General features: G+C 70.6%; 19 protein-coding genes. 5 read left to right on the forward strand and 14 right to left on the reverse strand.

Annotated elements, in window-relative coordinates; genetic code table 11:
* The first annotated feature begins 174 nt into the window (after nucleotides 1-174).
* A complete protein-coding gene (locus AUL35_RS13070; RefSeq protein WP_062015451.1) occupies nucleotides 175-1,848 on the forward strand; it encodes a Na/Pi cotransporter family protein in 1,674 nt (557 codons plus the stop codon).
* A gap of 12 nt (nucleotides 1,849-1,860) precedes the next feature.
* Here the strand turns inward: AUL35_RS13070 and AUL35_RS22605 are convergent, their stop codons facing one another.
* Entirely contained in the window at nucleotides 1,861-2,292 is a 432-nt protein-coding gene (locus AUL35_RS22605; RefSeq protein ID WP_192847093.1) for a DUF930 domain-containing protein, read from the reverse strand.
* 493 nt (nucleotides 2,293-2,785) lie between these two features.
* Here AUL35_RS22605 and AUL35_RS13080 point away from each other — a divergent pair, with 493 nt between their 5' ends.
* Nucleotides 2,786-3,031, forward strand: a complete 246-nt coding sequence (locus tag AUL35_RS13080; protein ID WP_062015455.1) for a hypothetical protein — start codon at nucleotides 2,786-2,788, stop codon at nucleotides 3,029-3,031.
* A 286-nt stretch (nucleotides 3,032-3,317) separates the two neighbouring features.
* Here AUL35_RS13080 and AUL35_RS13085 read toward each other — a convergent pair whose 3' ends face one another.
* The 13 genes from AUL35_RS13085 to AUL35_RS13145 all read right to left on the reverse strand — a co-directional run bounded on the left by AUL35_RS13085 (nucleotide 3,318) and on the right by AUL35_RS13145 (nucleotide 17,139).
* Nucleotides 3,318-4,193, reverse strand: coding sequence for a PfkB family carbohydrate kinase (locus AUL35_RS13085; protein ID WP_062015457.1), 876 nt, complete (start codon nucleotides 4,191-4,193; stop codon nucleotides 3,318-3,320).
* A complete protein-coding gene (locus tag AUL35_RS13090) occupies nucleotides 4,190-5,059 on the reverse strand; it encodes a MurR/RpiR family transcriptional regulator (protein WP_062015458.1) in 870 nt (289 codons plus the stop codon). The genes AUL35_RS13085 and AUL35_RS13090 overlap by 4 nt, the downstream gene beginning before the upstream one ends.
* Complete coding sequence (locus AUL35_RS13095; RefSeq protein ID WP_062015460.1) at nucleotides 5,056-6,027, reverse strand: ABC transporter permease; 972 nt, start codon at nucleotides 6,025-6,027, stop codon at nucleotides 5,056-5,058. The genes AUL35_RS13090 and AUL35_RS13095 overlap by 4 nt, the downstream gene beginning before the upstream one ends.
* Nucleotides 6,028-6,032: 5 nt before the next feature.
* A complete protein-coding gene (locus AUL35_RS13100; protein WP_062015462.1) occupies nucleotides 6,033-7,595 on the reverse strand; it encodes a sugar ABC transporter ATP-binding protein in 1,563 nt (520 codons plus the stop codon).
* Nucleotides 7,596-7,663: 68 nt separating this feature from the next.
* Nucleotides 7,664-8,719, reverse strand: coding sequence for a substrate-binding domain-containing protein (locus AUL35_RS13105; protein WP_062015464.1), 1,056 nt, complete (start codon nucleotides 8,717-8,719; stop codon nucleotides 7,664-7,666).
* Nucleotides 8,720-8,784: 65 nt separating this feature from the next.
* A complete protein-coding gene (locus AUL35_RS13110) occupies nucleotides 8,785-9,768 on the reverse strand; it encodes a sugar phosphate isomerase/epimerase (protein ID WP_062015466.1) in 984 nt (327 codons plus the stop codon).
* Between the two features lie 484 nt (nucleotides 9,769-10,252).
* Nucleotides 10,253-11,416: an N-methyl-L-tryptophan oxidase gene (solA, locus tag AUL35_RS13115; RefSeq protein WP_062015468.1), complete on the reverse strand. Its 1,164-nt coding sequence runs from the start codon at nucleotides 11,414-11,416 to the stop codon at nucleotides 10,253-10,255.
* 14 nt (nucleotides 11,417-11,430) lie between these two features.
* A complete protein-coding gene (locus tag AUL35_RS13120; RefSeq protein WP_062015471.1) occupies nucleotides 11,431-12,219 on the reverse strand; it encodes a DUF1684 domain-containing protein in 789 nt (262 codons plus the stop codon).
* Entirely contained in the window at nucleotides 12,216-12,980 is a 765-nt protein-coding gene (locus tag AUL35_RS13125) for an ABC transporter ATP-binding protein (RefSeq protein ID WP_062015473.1), read from the reverse strand. Before AUL35_RS13125 ends, AUL35_RS13120 begins: the two co-directional genes overlap by 4 nt.
* Complete coding sequence (locus tag AUL35_RS13130; RefSeq protein ID WP_062015475.1) at nucleotides 12,977-13,789, reverse strand: ABC transporter ATP-binding protein; 813 nt, start codon at nucleotides 13,787-13,789, stop codon at nucleotides 12,977-12,979. Before AUL35_RS13130 ends, AUL35_RS13125 begins: the two co-directional genes overlap by 4 nt.
* The gene (locus AUL35_RS13135) at nucleotides 13,786-14,634 is read right to left on the reverse strand and encodes an ABC transporter permease (RefSeq protein ID WP_062015477.1); all 849 of its coding nucleotides are present in this window, start codon (nucleotides 14,632-14,634) and stop codon (nucleotides 13,786-13,788) included. Before AUL35_RS13135 ends, AUL35_RS13130 begins: the two co-directional genes overlap by 4 nt.
* A complete protein-coding gene (locus AUL35_RS13140; protein WP_062015479.1) occupies nucleotides 14,631-15,587 on the reverse strand; it encodes an ABC transporter permease in 957 nt (318 codons plus the stop codon). Before AUL35_RS13140 ends, AUL35_RS13135 begins: the two co-directional genes overlap by 4 nt.
* 70 nt (nucleotides 15,588-15,657) lie before the next feature.
* A complete protein-coding gene (locus AUL35_RS13145) occupies nucleotides 15,658-17,139 on the reverse strand; it encodes an ABC transporter substrate-binding protein (protein ID WP_062015481.1) in 1,482 nt (493 codons plus the stop codon).
* Between the two features lie 228 nt (nucleotides 17,140-17,367).
* Between AUL35_RS13145 and AUL35_RS13150 the strand changes: the two genes are divergently transcribed.
* The 3 genes from AUL35_RS13150 (at nucleotide 17,368) to AUL35_RS13160 (ending at nucleotide 20,007) form a co-directional block, all read left to right on the forward strand.
* Complete coding sequence (locus tag AUL35_RS13150) at nucleotides 17,368-18,195, forward strand: MetQ/NlpA family ABC transporter substrate-binding protein (protein WP_062015483.1); 828 nt, start codon at nucleotides 17,368-17,370, stop codon at nucleotides 18,193-18,195.
* Between the two features lie 86 nt (nucleotides 18,196-18,281).
* A complete protein-coding gene (locus AUL35_RS13155) occupies nucleotides 18,282-19,352 on the forward strand; it encodes a methionine ABC transporter ATP-binding protein (RefSeq protein WP_062015485.1) in 1,071 nt (356 codons plus the stop codon).
* Entirely contained in the window at nucleotides 19,345-20,007 is a 663-nt protein-coding gene (locus tag AUL35_RS13160; protein ID WP_062015487.1) for a methionine ABC transporter permease, read from the forward strand. The genes AUL35_RS13155 and AUL35_RS13160 overlap by 8 nt, the downstream gene beginning before the upstream one ends.
* Nucleotides 20,008-20,034 lie beyond the last annotated feature (27 nt).

The raw sequence follows: 20,034 nt of genomic DNA on the forward strand, positions 1-20,034 counted from the left end.
TTTCCATTCCCGCATTCGTCTGCAACTCTCGCACCCTTTCCCCGGGTGCCGGTTCTCGGGCCGGGCGACATCGCCTTTCCCGAGCGCTTCCCGCCCCGGGTTCTCGCGCGTGACGGAGCGGCGGTTCCCCAGTCCGATCATTCGTCGCGTCCCCTGTCCGTTCGTGAAGCCGCCATGCAGTCCGTTCTCGTCATGATCAACCTCGCAGGCGCCGTGGCCCTGCTCCTGTTCGGCCTGGCGGAGGTGAAGCAAGGCGTGCTCCAGGCCTTCGGCGGGCGGCTGCGGACCATCCTTGCGGCGGGAACGCGGCGCTCCTGGCGCGCGCTCCTGTCGGGTCTGGGGGCAACCCTGGCGCTGCAGAGCTCGACCGCGACCGGCCTCATGACGGCCTCCTTCGTGGAACGAGGCCTCGTCGATCCCCGCATGGCGCAGGTCGTGCTGCTCGGCGCCAACATCGGCACGGCGCTGACGGCCTGGATCGTGGCCGCCGGCATCGAGTGGCTCTCGCCGGTCCTGCTTCTCCTCGGCTTCGCGCTGCGCCGCAACGGCGTCGGTCCGCGCCAGGGGGCGGGCATCGCCTTGATGGGCGTCGGGCTGCTGCTCCTGTCGCTGCATCTGCTCAGCCTGGCGACCGAGCCGATGCGCGCCTCGCCGGCGCTCGCCGCCTTCATCGAGCTGCTGGACGGTGCGTGGCCGGTCGCGCTCCTTCTGTCGGCCGCGCTTGCCCTGGCGGCGGCCAGCAGCCTGGCGGTGGTGATTCTTGTCACTGCGCTCGGTGCCGCCGGGATCCTGTCGGACGGCCTCGTCGTGGTTCTGGTGCTGGGCGCCAACCTCGGCGGCGCGCTTCCGCCGGTCATGGCCACATCGGGCGGCGCGGTCGCGGCCCGCCGCGTCGTTCTCGGCAACCTCGTGGCGCGGGCCTGCGGCGTCCTGGCGGTGCTGCCGCTGGCGGACCAGGTCGGCGCCGCTCTCGCGAGCCTCGGTCTCGCCGGGCCGAACCTGCCGGTCGACGTCCACCTCCTGTTCAACCTGGTCCTCGCGCTCGCGGCGTGGCCCCTGGCGGGACCTCTCGCCCGCCTGATGCGGCGTCTCCTGCCCGATGCGCCCGAGGAGCGGAACGCACCGAGGTTCCTGGATCCGGACGAGCTGTCCACACCGGTCGTCGCCCTGGCGAGCGCGACGCGCGAGGTGCTCGGCGTCGGCGACCTCGTGGAGAAGATGCTGTGCGACGTGCGCGACGCCTTCCGGCGCCGGGACCCCACATTCCTGCGCGGCATCGAGCCGCTGGAGAAGGACGTCGACCGGCTGCAGCAGGCGGTGAAGATCTACATCGCCCGGATCGCCCACGACGAGGCCTCCGACAGGGCGCACGAGCGCTCGGCGGAGATCGTCGATTACGCGATCAACCTCGAGCATATCGGCGACATCATCGAGAAGGGGCTGGTCCACGAGATCGGCAAGATGGTGGCCTTCGATCTTCGCTTCTCCGAGGAGGGCTTCCGCGAACTCGACAGCTTCATGGAAACGACGATCGAGAACCTGCGCATGGCGCAGACCATCTTCGTCACCCGCGACCTCGACCTGTCCCGCCGGCTGATGGACGCCAAGCTGACGGTCCGGCAGATCGAGAAGCGCTCGGCCGTGCGCCACTTCCAGCGGCTGCGCGAGAACCGGCGCGCCAGCATCGAGACCAGTTCGCTCCACCTCGACATCCTGCGCGACCTCAAGCGCATCAACGCCCATATCGCCTCGGTCGCCCACCCCATCATGGACGCCGAGGGACTGCTTGTGGAAAGCCGCGTCCGCAAGGAGGCGGACGGCCTGCCACAGGACCCGGTGTCGGTCTGAGGACCGAGGCCGCTACGGGAAGAGCCGGTGCGCTTCCCATTCGCCATGCGCGACAGGGGTCGTCGAGACCAGCTCATAGCGCAGCGTCTCGACATGGAGGCGGTCCGGCGTCACCGAGCAGCGGAAGCGCAGCTTGAACCACTCGCCCTTGTTGCGAAAGGCCGCGCCGCTGGCCTTGACCGTCCGGTCGGCGATCCTGCCGCGCGAAAAGGCGTCCAGCACGACCCGGTCGACCCGCCGAAAGGTCGTCTCGCTGGCGATGCGCGCCTCGAGCTTCAGGAAGCAGACCTGAATCATGCGGTCGATGGGCGCAAGCTGCTTCATCTCCGCCGTCTCGCGCGCCGACAGCGCATGGGCGGGTGTCACAAGGAGCGGCGCGAGCAGGCCGATCGCAGCCGCGCTCCGGCGCATCGCGCCGGCTCGGGGGATAAGGGCTTTCGTCATCGGGAACTGATAAGGGCTGCGAAACGATTTCGCTACCCTTGTATCGCCTGGCGAAGGCCTCGGCCCGATCCTTGCAACTTCTGCCGGACGCCGCGGGGGCGAGCGGCCTGCGTCGCCAGGACGGCGGCGGCCGGATCGGCGGGGAAAGGCAGCTTCGGGATCCCGGTTCCGACAGTCGGGTCCAGTCGGTTGCCGCCTGATCGGGGCGTCCTTCCGCTTCGCCGCAGCGTGCGGTCGAGGAGAGGCGGCATCTCGCGCCGTTTCCGCACGGCGGCGGCTTCGTGCCCTAGCGCGACGAGACGGCGGCATGGAGAGCGCGCAGGACGACGTGGGGCGGGCAGCGAAGCGCCGCGCCGTTTCCACCATGCAATCGCCCGGTCGCCGGGCGGCGCGGACAGCGGCGCAATGCCGTCCCGCCCGTGCTAGTCTGGGCCGAACGCCGTCGCGCAAGGCGTCGAAGGCGTTGCCGACAGCTGGAACCGGAAGCGTCCCCATGCCCGCCAAGACCCTCTTCATCGTGCAACTGTTCGAGCGCAGCGGAAAGCGGCTGATCGGCGGCCGGGCTCTCGACTTCCGCACGGCCGACGAGGCGGTGGCGCGGGCCGAGCGGGCCGCCTCGACGGCGGTCGGCGTGGTGGCCCTCCAGCACTCGATCGATACCGACACGGGCGAGGTTCTGGAGGAGCCGATCGTGCTGAGCCGGTTCGGCGAGGTGCCGGCCGAGTTCCGCGAGGAATGACAGCGTCGCGGGTCCTGCGCTCGCGCTTGGGATGACCCCGTCAGCGCGGCGTTCGCGACAGGCGGGTCGCCCCGGGCTTCACCAGCCCCCGCCGGGGCGGTGGCCGCATGACGGGACGGGAGGCCGGGCGCTCCCCCGGCCGCGGGACGGCTGGGACGCCGCGGACATTCCCGTTGACGGAACGCGAAACAGCGCGCCGGTTTTCAGCGAATGCGGGCGTCCGGCGATCGGGTGCGAGGGGCGTCATGGCAGGCGCGGACGCGGCCAGGGCCTCCTGCGCTCGGCATCACTTCGACGCGGAGACGTGCCGGGCGGCCGCTTCGTTTGCCGTCGCGAGGCTTTCCGCAAAGGCACGGCCGGACGCGAGCGCGGCGACGAGCGCGCCCACGAAGGCATCGCCCGCACCATGGGTGCTGACCAGACGCACCGGCAGAGCCTCGAGCGCGACCGGCGTTTCGCCGGAGCGGACGCCCGCCACGCCCGATCCGCCGGCGGTGACGACCACGGCGGGAAAGCGTGCCGCCAGGTCCTGCGCGGCCGCGGTCGCCGACGCCAGATCGGTCACCTCGCGGCCGCAGAGTTCCTCGGCCTCGATCGCATTCACGATGAGAACGTCCACCAGTGCCGCGAGTTCGTCGGGAAGGGCGCGAAACGGCGCCGCGTTCAGGCAGACCATCGCGCCGGCCCGGCGCGCGGCCCGCGCCGCGGCCGTGTTCACGGCATCCGGCACCTCGTTCTGAAGGATCAGGGCGCCGGTATCCTGCCAGAGCCCTGGATCCGAGAGGGTGGCCGGGTCGATCCTGAGGTTGGCGCCCGACACGATCACCGCGCCATAGTCGCCTTGCGCGTCGGAAATCGCGACGCTCATGCCCGATCCCGTGCCCGCCAGGCGGCGCACGCACGAGGCCTCGACGCCCGAAGCCTCGAGCCGCGCCATCAGGAAGCGACCGAACTCGTCGTCTCCGACGGCGCCCGCCATGCGAACCTTGGCGCCTGCCGTGGCGGCGCTCACGGCCTGGTTGCCGCCCTTGCCGCCGAACTTCGGGGCCCAGGCGTGGCCGGTCACCGTCTCGCCCTTGCGCGGCCTGTCGGGCGCGTCGACCATGATGTCGTAGTGCAGGCTGCCGACGACCACGATCACGGGCTGGGCGGAAGGGCTCATGTGTTCCGTCGCTTGGTTTTGACGGCCCCCATCGTGGCCGCGAGGTTGCGTTCGGCCGCCTTGAGGTCGCGCTGGGCGACGGCGGCGAAGACGGCGTCGAGGATGATGAGCTGGGCGACGCGCGCCGCCGCGTTCTCGCCGAGCAGCGGCGACCCTTGCGCCGTCGAGCAGAGGACGACGTCGGCGATCTCGGCGATCGGAGACGTGGCATAGTTGGTGAGCGCGATGGTGCGCGCCCCGCGCCTGCGGGCGAGCTCCAGCGGCTCGAGGACGGCCGTCGTCTGGCCCGAATGCGAGAAGGCGATGGCGACGTCCCCTTCCGAAAGGAGCGCGGCCGACATCAGCATCATGTGCGCGTCGTCGAAGACGCTGGTGCGCACGCCGATGCGCAGGAACTTGTGGGCGACGTCGCGCGCGATCTGGGCCGAGCCGCCGATGCCGTAGAGATCGCGCTGGCGGGCCGCGAAGATGAGGTCGGCCGCGCGCTCGAAGGCCTCCGGGTCGAGGATCGAGAGCGTTTCCTCGAGCGCGTGGATCGAGGTGCGGAAGACCTTCTGCGCGATCTGCGGCCCGGTGTCGTCGGGCGAGAGTTCCTGGTGGAGGTCGGTGGTCGGCAGTCGGTTGTAGTCGGCGATGCCGGCGCGAAAGTCCTTGAAGCCGGAAAAGCCGAGCTTCTTGGCGATCTTGACGAGCATCGCCTCCGAGACGCCCGCGTCGTCCGCCACGCTTTTCAGGGCCGTGGTCTCGTCGAAGTCGCGGCGGCCGAGGATCATCTCGACCACCCGTGCCTCCAGCGGCGTCAGCTGCGGCATCATCATGCGGATCCGGGGACCGACGGTCCTCGGATCGCTGAAAGACATGTTCATCCCCGTCCCCTGGTCGCGCGATCGATCAGCATCGCGACAAGGATGATAAGGCCGGTGGCGAGAAGCTGATAGAAGGCCTGGACGTTGAGGAGCGTCAGGCCGTTGCGCAGGGATCCGAGGATGATGGCGCCCAGGATCGTGCCGACCACCGACCCCTTGCCGCCCATCAGCGAGGCGCCGCCGATCGCGGCCGCCGCGATCGCGTCGAGCTCCCACAGGTTGCCGAGCGTCGGGTCGGCGGCGCCGAGGCGCCCGACGAGGATGAGGCCCGCGATGGAGGCGAGGCCGCCCGAGATCACGTAGGCCGCGATCTTGGTCATCGCGACCGGGACGCCCGCGATGTGCGAGGCCTCCTCGTTGCCGCCGACCGCCAGGAAATACTCGCCGAGCGGGGTCTTGTTGAGGACGACCCAGACCGCGAAGGCGAGGATCGCGACGAGGACGACGGGCGTCGGGACGCCGAGGATGCTGCCGTTGAACAGGGCTCGGAACTCGGGGGGAATGCCGAAGACCGGGTTGCCGCCCGTGTAGATCAGCGCCGAGGCGCGGTAGAGCGAGAGCGTGCCGAGCGTCACGATGAAGGGCTGGAGCCCGCCATAGGCGACAAGCGCCCCGTTCACCGCCCCGGCTGCCATGCCGAACAGGATGGCAGCCGGAATGGCGATGATGATCGGCGCGCCGCCGACCATCATGGCCGCGGCCGCGACCGCGGCGATCGCCGCCGTCGGGCCGACCGACAGGTCGATGCCGCCCGAGATGATCACGAGCGTCATGCCGAGCGCCACGCAGGCGTTGATCGAGGACTGCTGCAGGATGTTGAGGAGATTGCGCTCGGTCAGGAAGTTGGGGCTGAGCGCGGCGAAGACGCCGACGATCACGAGCAGGCCGATGAGCGTGCCGGCGTCGCGCAGGCCGAAGCCGAGCTTGAGGCCGCGGCTCGGGGCGGGAAGGCTGTCGGTGGATGTCATGAGCGTCACTGCCCCGGACGAGAGGAATGGGAGGCGGAGCCGGCGGACTTCGGTTCGGATTGGGGCACGGCGAGCGAGACGATTGCCCGCTCGCTGATCGCGTCCCGCTCCAGGATGCCGGCGATACGGCCCTCGCGCATGACGAGCACGCGGTCGGAAACGCGCAGGATCTCGGGCAGCTCGGACGAGACCACGATCACCGAGCGCCCTTCGGCGGCCAGCCGCTCGATCAGCGCGTAGATCTCGGCCTTGGCGCCGACGTCGATGCCGCGCGTCGGCTCGTCGAACAGGAGGATGCGGGCGCCGGCCGCGATCCATCGGCCGATGATGGCCTTCTGCTGGTTGCCGCCCGAGAACTGCCCGATCGGGCGCTCGACGTCGAGCGGGCGCAGGTTCATGTCGCGCATCAGCTTCAGGCTCTCGGCCTGGAGGGCGCGGCGGCGCACGAAGCCGGCGCGCGAGAAGCGGCGCATGGAGGAGAGGGCGATGTTGGAGCGGATCGAGCGGCGCGCGACGATGCCGTCGCGCTTGCGCTCCTCGGGCAGAAGGCCGAGCCCCGCGCGGATGGCCGTTCGCGGATTGCCGAGCGACAACGGCCGGCCCTCGACCCGGATCGAACCGCGGTCGGGCCGGTCGACGCCGGCGACGAGGCGAAGAAGCTCCGTGCGTCCCGCGCCGACGAGGCCAGAGATGCCGAGCACCTCGCCGCGCCGCAATTGAAAGCTCGCGTCGCGAACGGCCGACCCGCGCGAGAGGTTCTCGACGTCGAGCACGATCTCGCTCGTGGCGAAGCCCTTGTGCTCGGCATGGGCCAGCTCGCGCCCGACCATGCGCGAGACCACCTCGGCCTCCGTGGTCTCCGCCATCCTGACATCGGCGACCTTGCGCCCGTCGCGCAGGATCGTCGCCGTGTCGCAGACGCGGAACACCTCGTCCATCTTGTGGCTGACGTAGATGATCGACACGCCGCTCGCCGAAAGGTCGCGGATCAGAAGGGCGAGGCGATCGAACTCGGCCGGGGTCAGGCTCGAGGTCGGCTCGTCCATCGCGATGATCTTGGCGTCCTCCATCAGGGCGCGGGCGATCTCGACGATCTGGCGCTGGGCGACCTTCAGGGTACGAATGGGAGCGGACGGGTCGATCGAGGCGTCGAGGGGGGCAAGGGCCTCGCGCGCCCGGCGCTCCTGCGCCCGCCGATCGACGAGAAGGCCGCCGGCCATGCGCAGGGGGCGGCCGAGGAACATGTTCTGCGCGACGGTCAGCTCGGGAACGTGCTGGAGTTCCTGGTGGATCATCGCGATGCCGGCGCGCCGCGCAACGAGCGGCCCATGGCCGGTCACGCGCACGCCGTCCACCGCGATCGTGCCGCCGGAGGGCTCCATGACCCCCGACAGAATGCGAAGGAGCGTGGACTTGCCGGCGCCGTTCTCGCCGAGCAACCCGTGGACCGAGCCGGGTGCGACGCTCATCGACACGCCGTCGAGGGCGCGCAGGGAACCGAAGCTCTTGCCGATATCGCTCAGGGTCAGACGTTCCGACGCAAGGCGCTCGGTCGACGGGGTGTTCATGGCGCTCCCTCCCGGAGACGTATCGGGACCGGCCGGGGCGCGGCTCGCGCGCCCCGGCCGGACTGAGGTCAGTTGGCGGACTGCTTGAGGAGCGTCTCGCGCAGGGCGTCGCCCTTCGCCGCGAAGGCCTCGACATTGTCCTTGGTGATCAGCGCCTGCGGGGTGGAGACGACGCGCGGCAGATCCTGCTTGCCGACGAGGCGCAGGGCGACCTCCATCGCGACCTCGCCGGTCAGCACCGGGAAGGAGTCCACCGTGCCGGTGAGGTCGCCGGCCTTGATCGAGGCGTAGGCGTCCGAGATGCCGTCGGTGCCGAACACCACGACCTTGTCCTTGAGGCCGGCGGCCTTCACGGCCTCCACGACGCCCAGCGCCATGCCGTCGTTGTTGGCGTAGAAGCCGACGAGGTCGGGGTTCTGCTGGAGGATGGTCGCGGCCGCGTCGTAGGCGACCTGGCGGTCCCAGTTACCGGGAACGCTGGCGACCACGGTGAACTTGCCGCCTTCCGCGATGGTCTCGGAGAAGCCCTTGGTGCGCTGGCCGGCGGCGAAGACGCCCGCCTGGCCCTCGATCACCGCGACCTTGCCGCCCTCGGGACGGTTCTGGAGGAACCACTTGGCGACGCGCACGCCGTTGTCGCGCTGCACGTTGCCGACATAGTGCTTCACGCTCGGGATCACGGCGTCGTTGACGTTGACGACAGGGATGCCCTGGGCCTCGGCGCTTTCCAGCGCGGGCTGGAGGTTGTTGTCGGTCTGCGGCGAGAGAAGCAGCGCGGCGAAGCCCTGGCTGATCAGGTTCTCGGCGATCGAGAGCTGGCCGAGCTGGTCGCCCTCGCTCTGCGCGGCCTGATAGACGACCTCGACGCCGGCCTTCTTGGCATAGGCCTCGTAGCCCTCACCGAGCGAGCGCCAGTATTCGTTGGTCAGCGTCTTCGACACGCCGCCGATGCGGGTGCCGGCCGGAGCCGCGGGCACCGCGCCGAACTTGGCGTCGAGCTGCGACCACTCGATGCGGTTCGTCTCGGTGTCGGAGTTGAGGGGGGCGAGCGTCTGGGCGAAGGCGGCGGCACTGACGAGCGACAGGGCGCAGCCGACCACGAGGGCCTTCAGCTTGATGGTCATGGGGTTGGTTCCTCCCGTTGGACAGTTGCCGGGCAGGCCTCGCGGCCCGGCGCGCGGTCTGAAGGTCAGGCCGCGATCATCGCGGCGTTGACGATGCTCTGGCTCGCGACACCGTCCTGGCGGCTCTGGGCCTCTCCCAGACGGTTGTCGGCGTCGAGACGGTCGGCAACCGTGAGGAGCCGCCGGACGGTCTCGATGTTGGTCTCGCACTCCGCCACCGGGTCGAGACCCGAGGCGTCGGGGAAGGTGTCGAAGTAGAGGGCGCCCGCGTAGCCGTCGCGGCGGATCTGGCGCAGGAGCTCCAGCGTCGAGCGCAGGTGCACAGCGCCCACCATCAGACCGTCGTCGCGCTTGGCGTAGCCGTCGTTGAGATGGACGCCGAGGAGCTTCGAGCGGCGATGGATGAGATGGGCGGCATAGGCGGGCTGCTCGCCGGCATAGAGCGCGTGGGCGAAATCGAGGGTGACGCCGAGGTTCGCGGCGCCGACCTCGTCGATCGCCAGCAGCGTCGTCGCGCAGTCGCGCAGAAGGGCGTGGGCGCGCGGCTCGTCGGGCTTGTACTCGATCGAGATCTGGCAGGCGGGATCGTGCTCGGCGACCTCGCGGATACCCGCGATCTCGAGATCCCAGGCCTCGGCGTAGTCGAGCTGGAAGTTGTAGTCGAAGCCGTCCTGGCCGAGCCAGAGCGTCATCAGGTCAGCACCCATGGCGCGCGCCGCGTCGACGCCGCGCTTGGTCATGTCGATCGCCTCGCGCCTCACGGATTTATCCGGGTTCGTGAAGGCGCCGAGCTTGAAGGCCGGGTTGGTGTAGTAGCGCATCGCGAGGCCGTTGACCGCGAGGCCGAGGTCGCCGATGCGCCTACCGACGGTTGCCGGGTCGTCCTTGACGTGGTCGGGGAAGTTCAGGTCGACATCCGTCAAACCCTTCGCCGTCGCGGCGCGTTCGGCCATCTGCATGAAGGTCGGCTTGCCCGAAAGGTCCGGCCAGTAGAGGTGCGGCGCGGAGCCGAAGGAGTTGAGGCGGGTGGCGAAACGGGAGAGGGTCATGAAAGCTCCGCTGAACTGCTGCTACTTTACAATATAACGTAAAGTCGTCAAGTGGCAGGCCGAAGCGTCTCACGGCGATCCCGCCCGGTGCTGCCGCTTGAGCCTATCCGGGCTTGTCGCGGCTACCCGGACGCAGCCACCCCGGTTTGGGGACGTCACACAGACTCCGGTCAGGCGAGCCGGCGCCGCCGCATGTCGGCATCGCTCCCTCGCCGGCCCGTTCGACTTCACGACAGACCACCTCGGGCGGAAAGCGAGTGTTCGCTCGAAAGAAGGTCGAGAAAGCGGCGCTGCCTTGGGCTTGGGCCGCGCTGCGTTCGGGGAGGGTCAGCCGTTCGCGATCCGGATGTGTCGCGACCCGATCGCCAGGTTGTCGGGAAAAGCGCGAGCAGATCCCGTCGGCCCCGAGGGTTGTCGTCCGTGCTCGATACGGTCGGATCGCCAACCGGTCGCCGCGGGCATCCTGGCCGGCGGTCCGGGGCGCCTAGCCGAAGCGGCGGAGCGAGAAGGGGGCAAGGTCCGCGATCGAATCGGAATCGCCGGCGAGGCCAGCGGCCAGCGCAGCGCCCAGACCCGCCGAGTGCTTGAAGCCGTGGCCCGAACAGGCCGAGACGACGGTGACGCGGCTCATCGACGGATGCCGGTCGACGATGAAGCCGCCGTCCGGCGTCACGGTGTAGAGGCAGGCGAGGGCGTCGTCGGCCCCGGGCCGAACGCCCCGCAAGCGACCGGTGAGGTGGCGAGCGTACATCTCGTCGGATTCCGCGGGATCGACCCGCTTCCAGCCGGCGCCGGGATCGGTGTCCCGCTCGGTCTGCTCCGTCGCGACCTTGACGCGCCGCTCGCCCGGCAAGGGCGGAAAGCCGTAGAAGTGATCGCCCTCGCGGTCCCCAAGCATCCGGATATAGACCGGATCGCGGGACGAGATCGGCGCCTCGGCCGCAAGCGGAAACCAATGCAGGACCTGCCGTCGCACGCTCAGGAGCCGATCGAACGGCGCGCCGAGCAGCGAGGCGGTCCATGCGCCGGCCGCAACCACCGCGACGGGCGCCCGCCAGTCGCCGCGGGCGGTGCGCAGGACGACGCCGGAGCCGTCGTCCTCGAGGCCGAGGACGTCCGTGTTCGCCTCGACAAGCGCCCCGTTCCGCCGAGCCCGCGCGAGCTGCTCGGCGATGCAGCGCTCGGGCCGAACGTATCCGCCGCCCGGCTCGAAGCAGCCGATCGTCCCGTGCGTGTCGTCCATGAACGGGAAGCGCGCTGCGATCTCGTCGCCGGCGAGCGCCTCGTGCGAGATGCCCGCACGCTCTGCGACGCGAAGGGTCCGGTGGACGAAGTCGCTCTTGCCTTCGCCCCCGGTCGCCTCGGGACCCATGACCAGCGTTCCGCAGGCGGTGAAGAGCTCCGCGCCCGTTTCCCGCTCGATCTCCCGCCAGATCTGATGGGACCGGGTGACGAGGGGCACGTAGGCGTCGCCCTCGGCGACGGCGCGACGGGTGATGCGCGTTTCGCCGTGGCTGGAGCCTTCCGCGTGAGGCGGGGTGTGCCGGTCGAAGCCGACCGCCCGGGCGCCGCGTGCCGCCAATTGATCGAGCACGGCGCTCCCCATCGCGCCGAGGCCGACCACGAGAACGTCCGCGCGGCTCGCCATTCGCGCCCCTTGCCTCAGTGCGCCGGCGGCGCGAGCTCGCCCGCCTCGACCCGGACGGCCAAGACGTTTCCGGGCGGGGGCAGGGGGCAGACCGCGAAGTCGGTGAAGGCGCAAGGGGGGCTGACCGCGCGATTGAAGTCGAGGAGGATCGTCGTCTCGGTCACGTCCTCGCCGAACAGGAAGCGGGCGGCCGGATAGGTCTCGCCGGTCCGGGCGGTCGCGTCGCGGAAGACGAACTGGGGCCGCTCGGGCGTGCCATGCGTGGCCAAGAGCTCGAACCGCTGGCCGGCGTGCTCGAAGACCGCCTTGTGCGTCGCCTCGACGGCGGTGCGGATCGAGCGGCTCGTGTCGATCTCGACGGCTTCCGGCGCGTCCAGCCGGACCCACTGCGCTTCGATGCGCCAGGACGGGTCGAACGGGAAGGTCTCGAGCTTCGGCCGGTCCTCCTTCGCGATCGGCCGCGTATCGCGAACGCGCAGGGCGTTCTCGCCGTTCAGCGTCGTCACCTCCAGAAGCAGGTGGCCGCTCGTGAAGCGCGGCGGGGCGGACTTCGACAGGGCGAGGCGCTGCTCGGGCCCGCCCTCCGCCGGCTGGAAGCGCACGCCGTCCGTGTCCTGCGTGAGCGTGCCGACATGGTCCGGACCGGACGGCAGCACGATGTCGTTGTCGGCGGCGCTGCCGACCCGCGTCGCGCCGTTCTCCAGCGGGTAGCGGCCGACGATGTTGAGCCAGCCGTCGGCCGCTGCAAGCGCGTCCATGCGGCGCTCGCGCCAGTCGCGAAATTCGGTTTCTAGATCGCTCATGGGTTGGGTGTCCTTTCTGCGACGAGGCGCGGCACGCTGGCGAGGAGCCGCCGCGTATAGGGATGGGCGGGGCGAGCGAGCACGTCGCCGGTCGGGCCGGCCTCCACGATGCGACCCTGTTCCAGGATCACGACCCGGTCGCACAGGGCGGCCACGGCCCCGATATCGTGCGACACGAACAGAATCGCCATGCGTCCCCTGAGCTCGCGCAGAAGGTCGAGGATGCGGATGCGGGTCGTGAGGTCCAGCGCGCTCAGCGCCTCGTCGGCGAGAAGCAGCTCGGGACCCGCGACGATGGCGCGCGCGATGGCGATGCGCTGGCGCTGCCCGCCCGAGAACTGGTGGGGAAAGCGCGCCGCGGCATCCGGCTCAAGGCCGACCGCCCGAAGCGCCTCGGCGACGAGCGCCCCGTGGTCGCCCTCGACGCCGAGCGAGCGCAGCGGCTCGGCGACGATCGCGCGCACGCGCTGGCGCGGATCGAGCGAGCCGTAGGGATCCTGGAACACGACCTGCACGCTGCGGCGGAACGCGCGCATCTGCCGGCGGTCTCGCGGGTCGAGCGGCACGTCCCGGAAGCGGACCGTGCCGGCCGTCGGCTTCGCCAGGCCGAGCGCGAGGCGCAGGAGCGTCGTCTTGCCGGAACCCGACTCGCCGACGAGGCCGACCGCCTCGCCCGCGCCGACCTCGAGATCGACGCCGCCGAGAACCGGGCGGCCGGCCGCATAGCTGAAGCGGACGTCGCGGAGCGCGAGAAGGGTCATGCCGTGGGCCGTCCGATGGCGTCGTCGAAGCGGCGCGCCGCCTCGACCAGGCCGCGCGTGTAGTCGTGGCGGGGATGCCCGAGCACGTCGGCGGTCGGGCCCGCTTCCACGGCGACGCCGCGACGCATCACCACGAGCCGGTCGACGCTGCCAGCGACCACAGGCAGGTCGTGACCGATCAGGAGAAGCGCCATGCCGCGCTCCGCGACGAGGCGGCGCAGGAGCTGCATCACCTCCTCCTGCGTCGTCACGTCGAGCGCGGTGGTGGGCTCGTCGGCGATCAGGAGGTCGGGCCGGCAGGCGAGCGCCATGGCGATCGCGACGCGCTGGCGCTGGCCGCCGGACAGCTCGTGCGGATAGGCTCGGGCGACGCGGTCGAGATCGGGCAGCGCCACCTCGGCCAGCAGGGCCCGGACCGCCGCGCCCAGCGCCGATCCGCGCAGCGGCGTGCCGTCCCGGCGCGCGCGGCGCGCGAGCGGCAGGGCAACCTGGCGTTCCACGCGCATCAGGGGGTCGAGGGCGCTGAGCGGCTCCTGGAACACGATCGCGACCGCTTGGCCGCGAAGCGCGTCGAGCCGCCGCTCGGGCGCACCGACGACCTCCTCGCCCCTGAGCCGCACCGAGCCCTCCGCGCTGAGCCCGCGCGGCAGGAGGCCGGCGACCGCGAGCGCGGTGAGCGACTTGCCGGAGCCCGACTCGCCGATCAGCCCGACCCGCTCGCGCGCGGCGACGTCGACCGACAGGTCGTCGATCAGCGTCGCGGGGCCGGCGCGCACGCTCAGGCCCCGGATCGCGAGAAGCGCGCTCATCGCTGTGCCCCGGCGGGATCGCCCCGTTCGCGCAAGCCGTCGGCGAGAAGGTTGATGCCGATCACGAGCGAGACGAGCGCGAGGCCCGGCAGGACCGCGCCGAGCGGCGCGGTGAAGACGGTGCCTTGCGCCTCCTGCAGGAGCCGGCCCCAGGAGCTGTTGGGCGGCGGGGCGCCGAGGCCGAGATAGGAGAGTGAGGCCTCTGCAATCACCGCCAGCCCGAACTGGAGCGCGACCGCGACCGAGAGCGCTGGCCAGATGTTGGGCAGGACGTGGGTCAGGACGATGCGCGGCCAGGACGTGCCGCAGGTGCGCGCCGCCGTGATGAAGTCGAGGACGAGGACGCGCTTGGCGAGGATGCGCGTCAGCCGCGCGAAGATCGCCGACAGTCCGAGACCGAGCGCCAGGATCGCGGTGCTCAGGCTCGGGCTTTGCGTCACCGCCACCACCAGCATGGCGATCAGGAGGGTCGGAAAGGCGATCAGGATGTCGAGCGCGGCGGCCAGGGCGTCGTCGAGCGTGCGCGAGGCGAAGGCGGCCAGAGTGCCGAGCGTGACGCCGACGAGCGCGCCGACCAGAACCGCGCCCGTGCCGACGAGAAGCGCGATGCGGCTGCCGACGAGGATCTGCGAGAGGAGGTCGCGCCCGAGCCGGTCGGTGCCCGCCCAGTGGATCCAGTTCGGCGCCTCCAGCCGGCCCCCGGCGAGCTCGGCCGGATCGAAGGGCGTCCACACGAGCGTGAGAAGCGCGACCGCCGCGTGCAGCCCGACGAGCGCGAGGCCGGCGCTGAGCGTCCAGGACCGGCGGCGACGCTCGATGGGCGGGGAGGGGAGAAGCGTGCTCATGCGCGCTGGGCTTCGCGCAGCCGGGGATCGAGAAGGCGCTGGAGGATGTCGGCGAGAAATCCCACCAGCAGCACGAGAAGGGTGGAGACGAAGAGAACGCCCTGGACGCTCGGGAAGTCGCGCTGCCCGATGGCCAGAAGCAGCATGGAGCCGAGACCCGGCAGGCTGAACACCCGCTCCACCACCACCGCGCCGAGAAAGGTCGAGGCGAGCTCGATGCCGAGCACCGAGACCACCGGCACGACGCCGTTGCGAAGTCCATGGCGCCGGAGCGCCTCGCCGCGCGTCTCGCCCATGGCGCGGGCGGTGCGCAGATAGTCGGCGCCGAGAACGCCCAGCGTCACCGCCCGCACGTAGCGCAGGAGCGAGGCGCCCATCACGAGGCCGATCGTCAAGGCGGGCAGGATCAGGGCCCGGGCCGCGCCGAGCGGGTCGTCCCAGCCCTGGCGGGGAAAGCCGCCCGAGGGCAGCCAGCGCAGGTTCACCGCGAAGAGGGTGGCGAGAAGGATGCCGACCCAGAACACGGGCACCGCGACCCCGAGCTGCGAGACCACCGAGATCACGCCGCCGAGCGGACGCTCCGCGCGCAGCGCCGCGAGGATGCCGAAGGGCACGGCGAGGAGCATCGCCACGAGGAAGCCCGCCGCCGTGAGCGGCAGCGTCACCGTGAGGCGCGCCGCGATCTCCGTCGACACGGACGTACGGCTGACGAAGGACGTGCCGAAGTCGAGGCGCGCGAGACCGGCGAGGAACCGCGCGAACTGCAGGGTCAGGGGCTGGTCCGAGCCGACCTCGGCGCGCGCGGCGGCGATCTGCTCGGGCGTCGCGCCGACGCCCACCAGCGCGTTGGCCGGGTCGCCCGGCAGGAGGCGCAGGAGAACGAACAGCAGCACCGCCGCCGCAACGAGCGAGACGGCGAGGATCAGCGTGCGGCGAAGCGCGTAGGCGAGAATGGAAGCGGTCCTTGGGCAGGGGGCGCCGCCGGCCGAAGGGGCCGGCGGCGCAAGGGCATGTCCGGCCGGCTCAGTCCGCCTTGCGGATGCCGGAGGCGACGAACTGCGAGTTCAGTCCGTTCACCGGATAGCCCGAGACGTTGGCGTTCGCCACCACGATCTGGGGATAGAGGTAGAGCCAGTTGCTGGCCGCGTCCTCGGCGATCGTCCGGTTGGCGCGGCGCAGCGCATCGGTCTGTTCGGCCTCGCTCGGTGCCTGCTCGGCGTCGGCGATCAGCTTCACCACGTCGGGGTTGTTGTAGCCCCAGTAGAAGTCCGGGTTGCCGTAGAAGACGATGTCGCGGTGGTTGACGTGCTCCTGCAGCGTCGCCTGGAAGTCGTGGCTCTGGTAGATCTTCGTGTACCACTCGTTGGCGGTGATGACGTTGATCTTCACCCGCACGCCGACCTTGGCGTACTCGCTCTGCAGGAACTGCGCGACCGTCGGGTGCGGATCGTAGTCGGGCGTGTCCAGCGTGAAGTCGAAGCCGTCGGGCAGGCCCGCCTCCGCCAGAAGCGCCTTGGCGCTCGCCGGATCGTAGGCGTCCACGGCGGTCAGGTCCTCGTACCAGGGATCGGTCGGGGGCACGAAGGAGCCGATCAGCGTTCCGTAGTCGCCCCAGACCGCGTTCAGCAGCCGCTTCTTGTCGACGGCGCGCGCCAGGGCCTTGCGCACGCGCACGTCGTTGAACGGCGCGACGCGATCATTGTAGGCCAGAATCTCCTTGGTGGTGGAAGCGCCCTCCGAGACGGTGAAGGACGGGTTGTCCTTGAACTGGGCGAGCGCGTCGGGGCTCTGCACCGAGGTGACAAGGTCCACCGCGTCGGTCAGGAGCGCGTTGCCGAGCGCGCTCGCGTCCGTGAAATACTGGAACACGACCTCGCCGTTCAAGGGCTTCTGGCCCCAGTAGCCGTCGAAGCGGGCGAGCGCCAGCGCCGAACCGCGGCGCCAGTCCTCCAGCGTGTAGGGGCCGGTCCCGTCCTCCTTGGAGGTGATGTCGCCGGCCGCGTCGTTGACGATCCAGACGTAGGACAGGTTGTAGGGCAGCGAGATCGAGCGCGCCGAGAGCTTCACCACGACGGTGCTCTCGTCCGGCGTCTCGACGGCGCTGATCGTGGCGAGGCTCTTCTTGCGCGAGCTCTTGGAGCTTTCCGCGCGCACGCGCTCGATCGAGCGCTTCACGTCGGCCGAGGTCAGCGGATCGCCCGAGTGGAACCGCACGCCCTCTCGCAGGCGGAACGTGTGGGTCAGCCCGTCCGCGCTCGTCTCGTGGCTCTCGGCGAGCACCGGCTCCACCGTGCCGGCATCCGTCAGGCGGAACAGGGCCTCGTAGACGTTGCCGTTGAACGCCTCGTTGATGCCTTGGCCGGCGCCGGCCGTGTTGTCGAGGTTCTGCGGCTCGTAGAGCGAGCCGATGCGGATCGTGGCGTCGGGGTCGGCCTCCTGCGCGAGGGCGGGGCCGAGGCCGAGGCCGAGAAGGGCGGCGAGGGAGACGGATGTCAGGAGGGTCATGAACGGAACCGATTCGAGGAACGGCGACGATCCTAGCCACCCGGACGATGCTTGCCCACGGACAGGATGACGGACCCGACCGGGCGTGGGGAACGGAAATTTCCCGACCGGGTGGAAAGACGCATCAGGGTTTCTGTCTACCGACACGCTGGACGGATTACATCGCTCACGCTTCGACGCACAGCGCCGAAAGCGAGTGTCCCACCCTTCGTTCGGAAAGCCGATCCCATGTCCCCCCGCATCCCCTCCGCCTCCGGCCTGTCGCGCCGCCTCGTCCTTACGCTTCTTCTGGCGGCCGCGCCGCTCGCCGCGCTTCCGGGTGGCGCGATGGCCGAGACGAAGTCCATCAAGGTCGGGATCATGAGCGGCGAGGACGAGGATGTCTGGCGCGTGGTGGCGGCCGAGGCGGCCAAGCACGACCTCGAGATCGAGCCCGTGGTCTTCAACGACTACACGCAGCCCAACGAGGCGCTGGAGAACGGCGAGATCGACGCCAACGCCTTCCAGCACAAGCCCTATCTCGACAACCAAGTCGAGGCGCATGGCTACGGGATCGTCCCGGCGGGCTACACGGCGGTCTGGCCGATCGGCCTCTACTCGCGCAAGGCCAAGGACTTGGCCGGTCTCGGCGAGGGCGCGGTGATCGGCGTTCCGAACGACCCGTCCAACGAGGGCCGGGCCCTGAAGCTTCTGGAGAGTGCGGGCCTCATCAAGCTGAAGCCCGGCACGGGCATCCTGGCCACGCTTGCCGACGTCGCCGAGAACCCCCGCAACCTCGACATCAAGGAACTCGACGCGGGCGTCGTCGGCCGCTCGATCGACGATCTCGGTGCGGCCGTCGTCAACACCGACTGGGCGCTGAAGTCGGGACTCTCGGCGCAGGACCGCATCGCGCAGGAGCCGGTCGACGGCAATCCCTACCGCAACTTCATCGCGGTCAAGGCCGACCGGAAGGACGAGCCCTGGGTGCGGGACCTCGTCGCCTCCTACCAGAACCCGGTTGTGAAGGCCGAGTTCGACCGCGTCTACAAGGGAACCGGCCTCCCCGCCTACTGAGGGCGGCGCTCGCCTCTTCGCCTTGCCTTCGGGGCGGTTCGGGAGACCGGGCCGCCCCTCGTCCCTTGAGGGATTGGACCGTTTCCATGACCCAGCATGTTTTTCCGGCGGCGCTGGAGCCGGCGCCCGGCACGAGCGGGAGCGAGATCGTTCGCCTTGCGAGCGTGACGCGGCGCTTCGGCCCGACGCTCGCGCTCGACGACGTGTCGCTCGCCGTCGCCGAGGGCGAGATCCTCGCCATCATCGGCCGCTCGGGCGCCGGCAAGTCGACGCTGATCCGCTGCCTCAACGGGCTCGAGCGGCCGGACGCAGGCCACATCCTGATCGAGGGCGCCGACATCGCGGCCCTCGCCGAGCGGGAGCTTCAGCCGCTGCGCCGGCGCGTCGGCATGATCTTCCAGCACTTCAACCTCCTCGCCAACCGGACCGTGCGCGAGAACGTCGCCCTGCCGCTGAAGATCGCGGGCGAGGGGCGCCGCGCGCGCGACGCGCGGGCCGCCGAACTTCTCGAACTCGTCGGCCTCTCGGCCAAGGCCGACAGCTATCCCGCGCAGCTGTCGGGCGGCCAGAAGCAGCGCGTTGGCATCGCGCGCGCGCTCGCGGCCAGACCCAAGATCCTCCTGTCCGACGAGGCGACCTCGGCGCTCGACCCCGAGACCACGCAGCAGATCCTAGAGCTTCTGCGCCGCATCAACCGGGAGCTTGGGCTGACCGTCGTCCTGATCACCCACGAGATGGAGGTCGTGCGCACCGTGGCGGACCGCGTGGCGGTGATCGAGGCGGGCCGCATCGTGGAGGAGGGACCGGTCTGGCGCGTCTTCGCCAACCCCCGGCAGGCTCTGACGCGCAGTCTTCTGGCGACCGTCCGCCCGCAGCTGCCCCGCCACATCGCCGAACGGCTCTCGCCGGTGCCCGGTCGCGCGGTGGTCCTGCGCGCCGACGTCGCGGGGCCGGGCGCGGGGCGCCTGGCCGCAGACGCCGAGGCTGCGCTCGGCCGGCCGGTCGAGCTTCTCCACGGCGGCATCGACCATATCCAGGGCCAGGCGGTCGGCAGCCTGTTCCTCGAGATCGGGGCGAGAAACGAAGGCGAGGTCGAGCGCATCACGTCGGTTCTGGCGGCGCGGGGCGCCGAGGTGGAGGTTCTCGGCCATGTCTGAGGTGATGATCCGTCTTCTTCTGCGCTCGATCTGGGAGACCGTCCTGATGACGGCGGCCTCGGGGGCGATCTCGCTCGCCGCGGGCCTGCCGCTCGGCCTCCTCCTGGTCGCGACCGCCAAGGGAGGCTTTGCCGAAAACCGGCCGGTGAACGCGGTTCTGGGCGCCGTGGTCAACGGCTTCCGGTCGGTGCCCTTCATCATCCTCCTGGTGGCGCTGATCCCGGTGACGCGGCTGATCGTCGGCACCTCGCTCGGCACGGGAGCGGCGATCGTGCCGCTCGCTATCGCGGCGACGCCCTATTACGCACGCATCGCCGAGGTCTCGCTGCGCGAGGTCGATCCCGGCCTCGTCGAGGCCGTGCGGGCGATGGGCGGAGGCCGCTGGCATGTCGTGCGCGAGGTCCTGGTACCCGAGGCGCTGCCGGGCATCGTCGCGGGCTTCACGGTGACGCTGGTCACGCTGATCGGGGCGTCCGCCATGGCGGGTGCGATCGGCGCGGGGGGCCTGGGCGATCTCGCGATCCGCTACGGCTACCAGCGCTTCGAGACCGGCGTCATGGTGGCGGTGGTGGCGGTGCTGATCGTCCTCGTCTGCGCCCTGCAGTGGATCGGCGACCGCGTCACCGCGCGGCTCGATCATCGCACCGCACGGTAGTTCGCGTGATCCGGTCCAGCTAGGAGC

This window comes from Aureimonas sp. AU4 (assembly GCF_001463765.1).
Classification (GTDB): domain Bacteria; phylum Pseudomonadota; class Alphaproteobacteria; order Rhizobiales; family Rhizobiaceae; genus Aureimonas.

Coding starts and splice junctions, on each gene's coding strand:
- AUL35_RS13070 (WP_062015451.1), top strand. CDS start 175: ATGCAGTCCGTTCTCGTCATGATCAACCTCGCAGGCGCCGTGGCCCTG.
- AUL35_RS22605 (WP_192847093.1), bottom strand. CDS start 2,292: ATGACGAAAGCCCTTATCCCCCGAGCCGGCGCGATGCGCCGGAGCGCG.
- AUL35_RS13080 (WP_062015455.1), top strand. CDS start 2,786: ATGCCCGCCAAGACCCTCTTCATCGTGCAACTGTTCGAGCGCAGCGGA.
- AUL35_RS13085 (WP_062015457.1), bottom strand. CDS start 4,193: ATGAGCCCTTCCGCCCAGCCCGTGATCGTGGTCGTCGGCAGCCTGCAC.
- AUL35_RS13090 (WP_062015458.1), bottom strand. CDS start 5,059: ATGAACATGTCTTTCAGCGATCCGAGGACCGTCGGTCCCCGGATCCGC.
- AUL35_RS13095 (WP_062015460.1), bottom strand. CDS start 6,027: ATGACATCCACCGACAGCCTTCCCGCCCCGAGCCGCGGCCTCAAGCTC.
- AUL35_RS13100 (WP_062015462.1), bottom strand. CDS start 7,595: ATGAACACCCCGTCGACCGAGCGCCTTGCGTCGGAACGTCTGACCCTG.
- AUL35_RS13105 (WP_062015464.1), bottom strand. CDS start 8,719: ATGACCATCAAGCTGAAGGCCCTCGTGGTCGGCTGCGCCCTGTCGCTC.
- AUL35_RS13110 (WP_062015466.1), bottom strand. CDS start 9,768: ATGACCCTCTCCCGTTTCGCCACCCGCCTCAACTCCTTCGGCTCCGCG.
- solA (WP_062015468.1), bottom strand. CDS start 11,416: ATGGCGAGCCGCGCGGACGTTCTCGTGGTCGGCCTCGGCGCGATGGGG.
- AUL35_RS13120 (WP_062015471.1), bottom strand. CDS start 12,219: ATGAGCGATCTAGAAACCGAATTTCGCGACTGGCGCGAGCGCCGCATG.
- AUL35_RS13125 (WP_062015473.1), bottom strand. CDS start 12,980: ATGACCCTTCTCGCGCTCCGCGACGTCCGCTTCAGCTATGCGGCCGGC.
- AUL35_RS13130 (WP_062015475.1), bottom strand. CDS start 13,789: ATGAGCGCGCTTCTCGCGATCCGGGGCCTGAGCGTGCGCGCCGGCCCC.
- AUL35_RS13135 (WP_062015477.1), bottom strand. CDS start 14,634: ATGAGCACGCTTCTCCCCTCCCCGCCCATCGAGCGTCGCCGCCGGTCC.
- AUL35_RS13145 (WP_062015481.1), bottom strand. CDS start 17,139: ATGACCCTCCTGACATCCGTCTCCCTCGCCGCCCTTCTCGGCCTCGGC.
- AUL35_RS13150 (WP_062015483.1), top strand. CDS start 17,368: ATGTCCCCCCGCATCCCCTCCGCCTCCGGCCTGTCGCGCCGCCTCGTC.
- AUL35_RS13155 (WP_062015485.1), top strand. CDS start 18,282: ATGACCCAGCATGTTTTTCCGGCGGCGCTGGAGCCGGCGCCCGGCACG.
- AUL35_RS13160 (WP_062015487.1), top strand. CDS start 19,345: ATGTCTGAGGTGATGATCCGTCTTCTTCTGCGCTCGATCTGGGAGACC.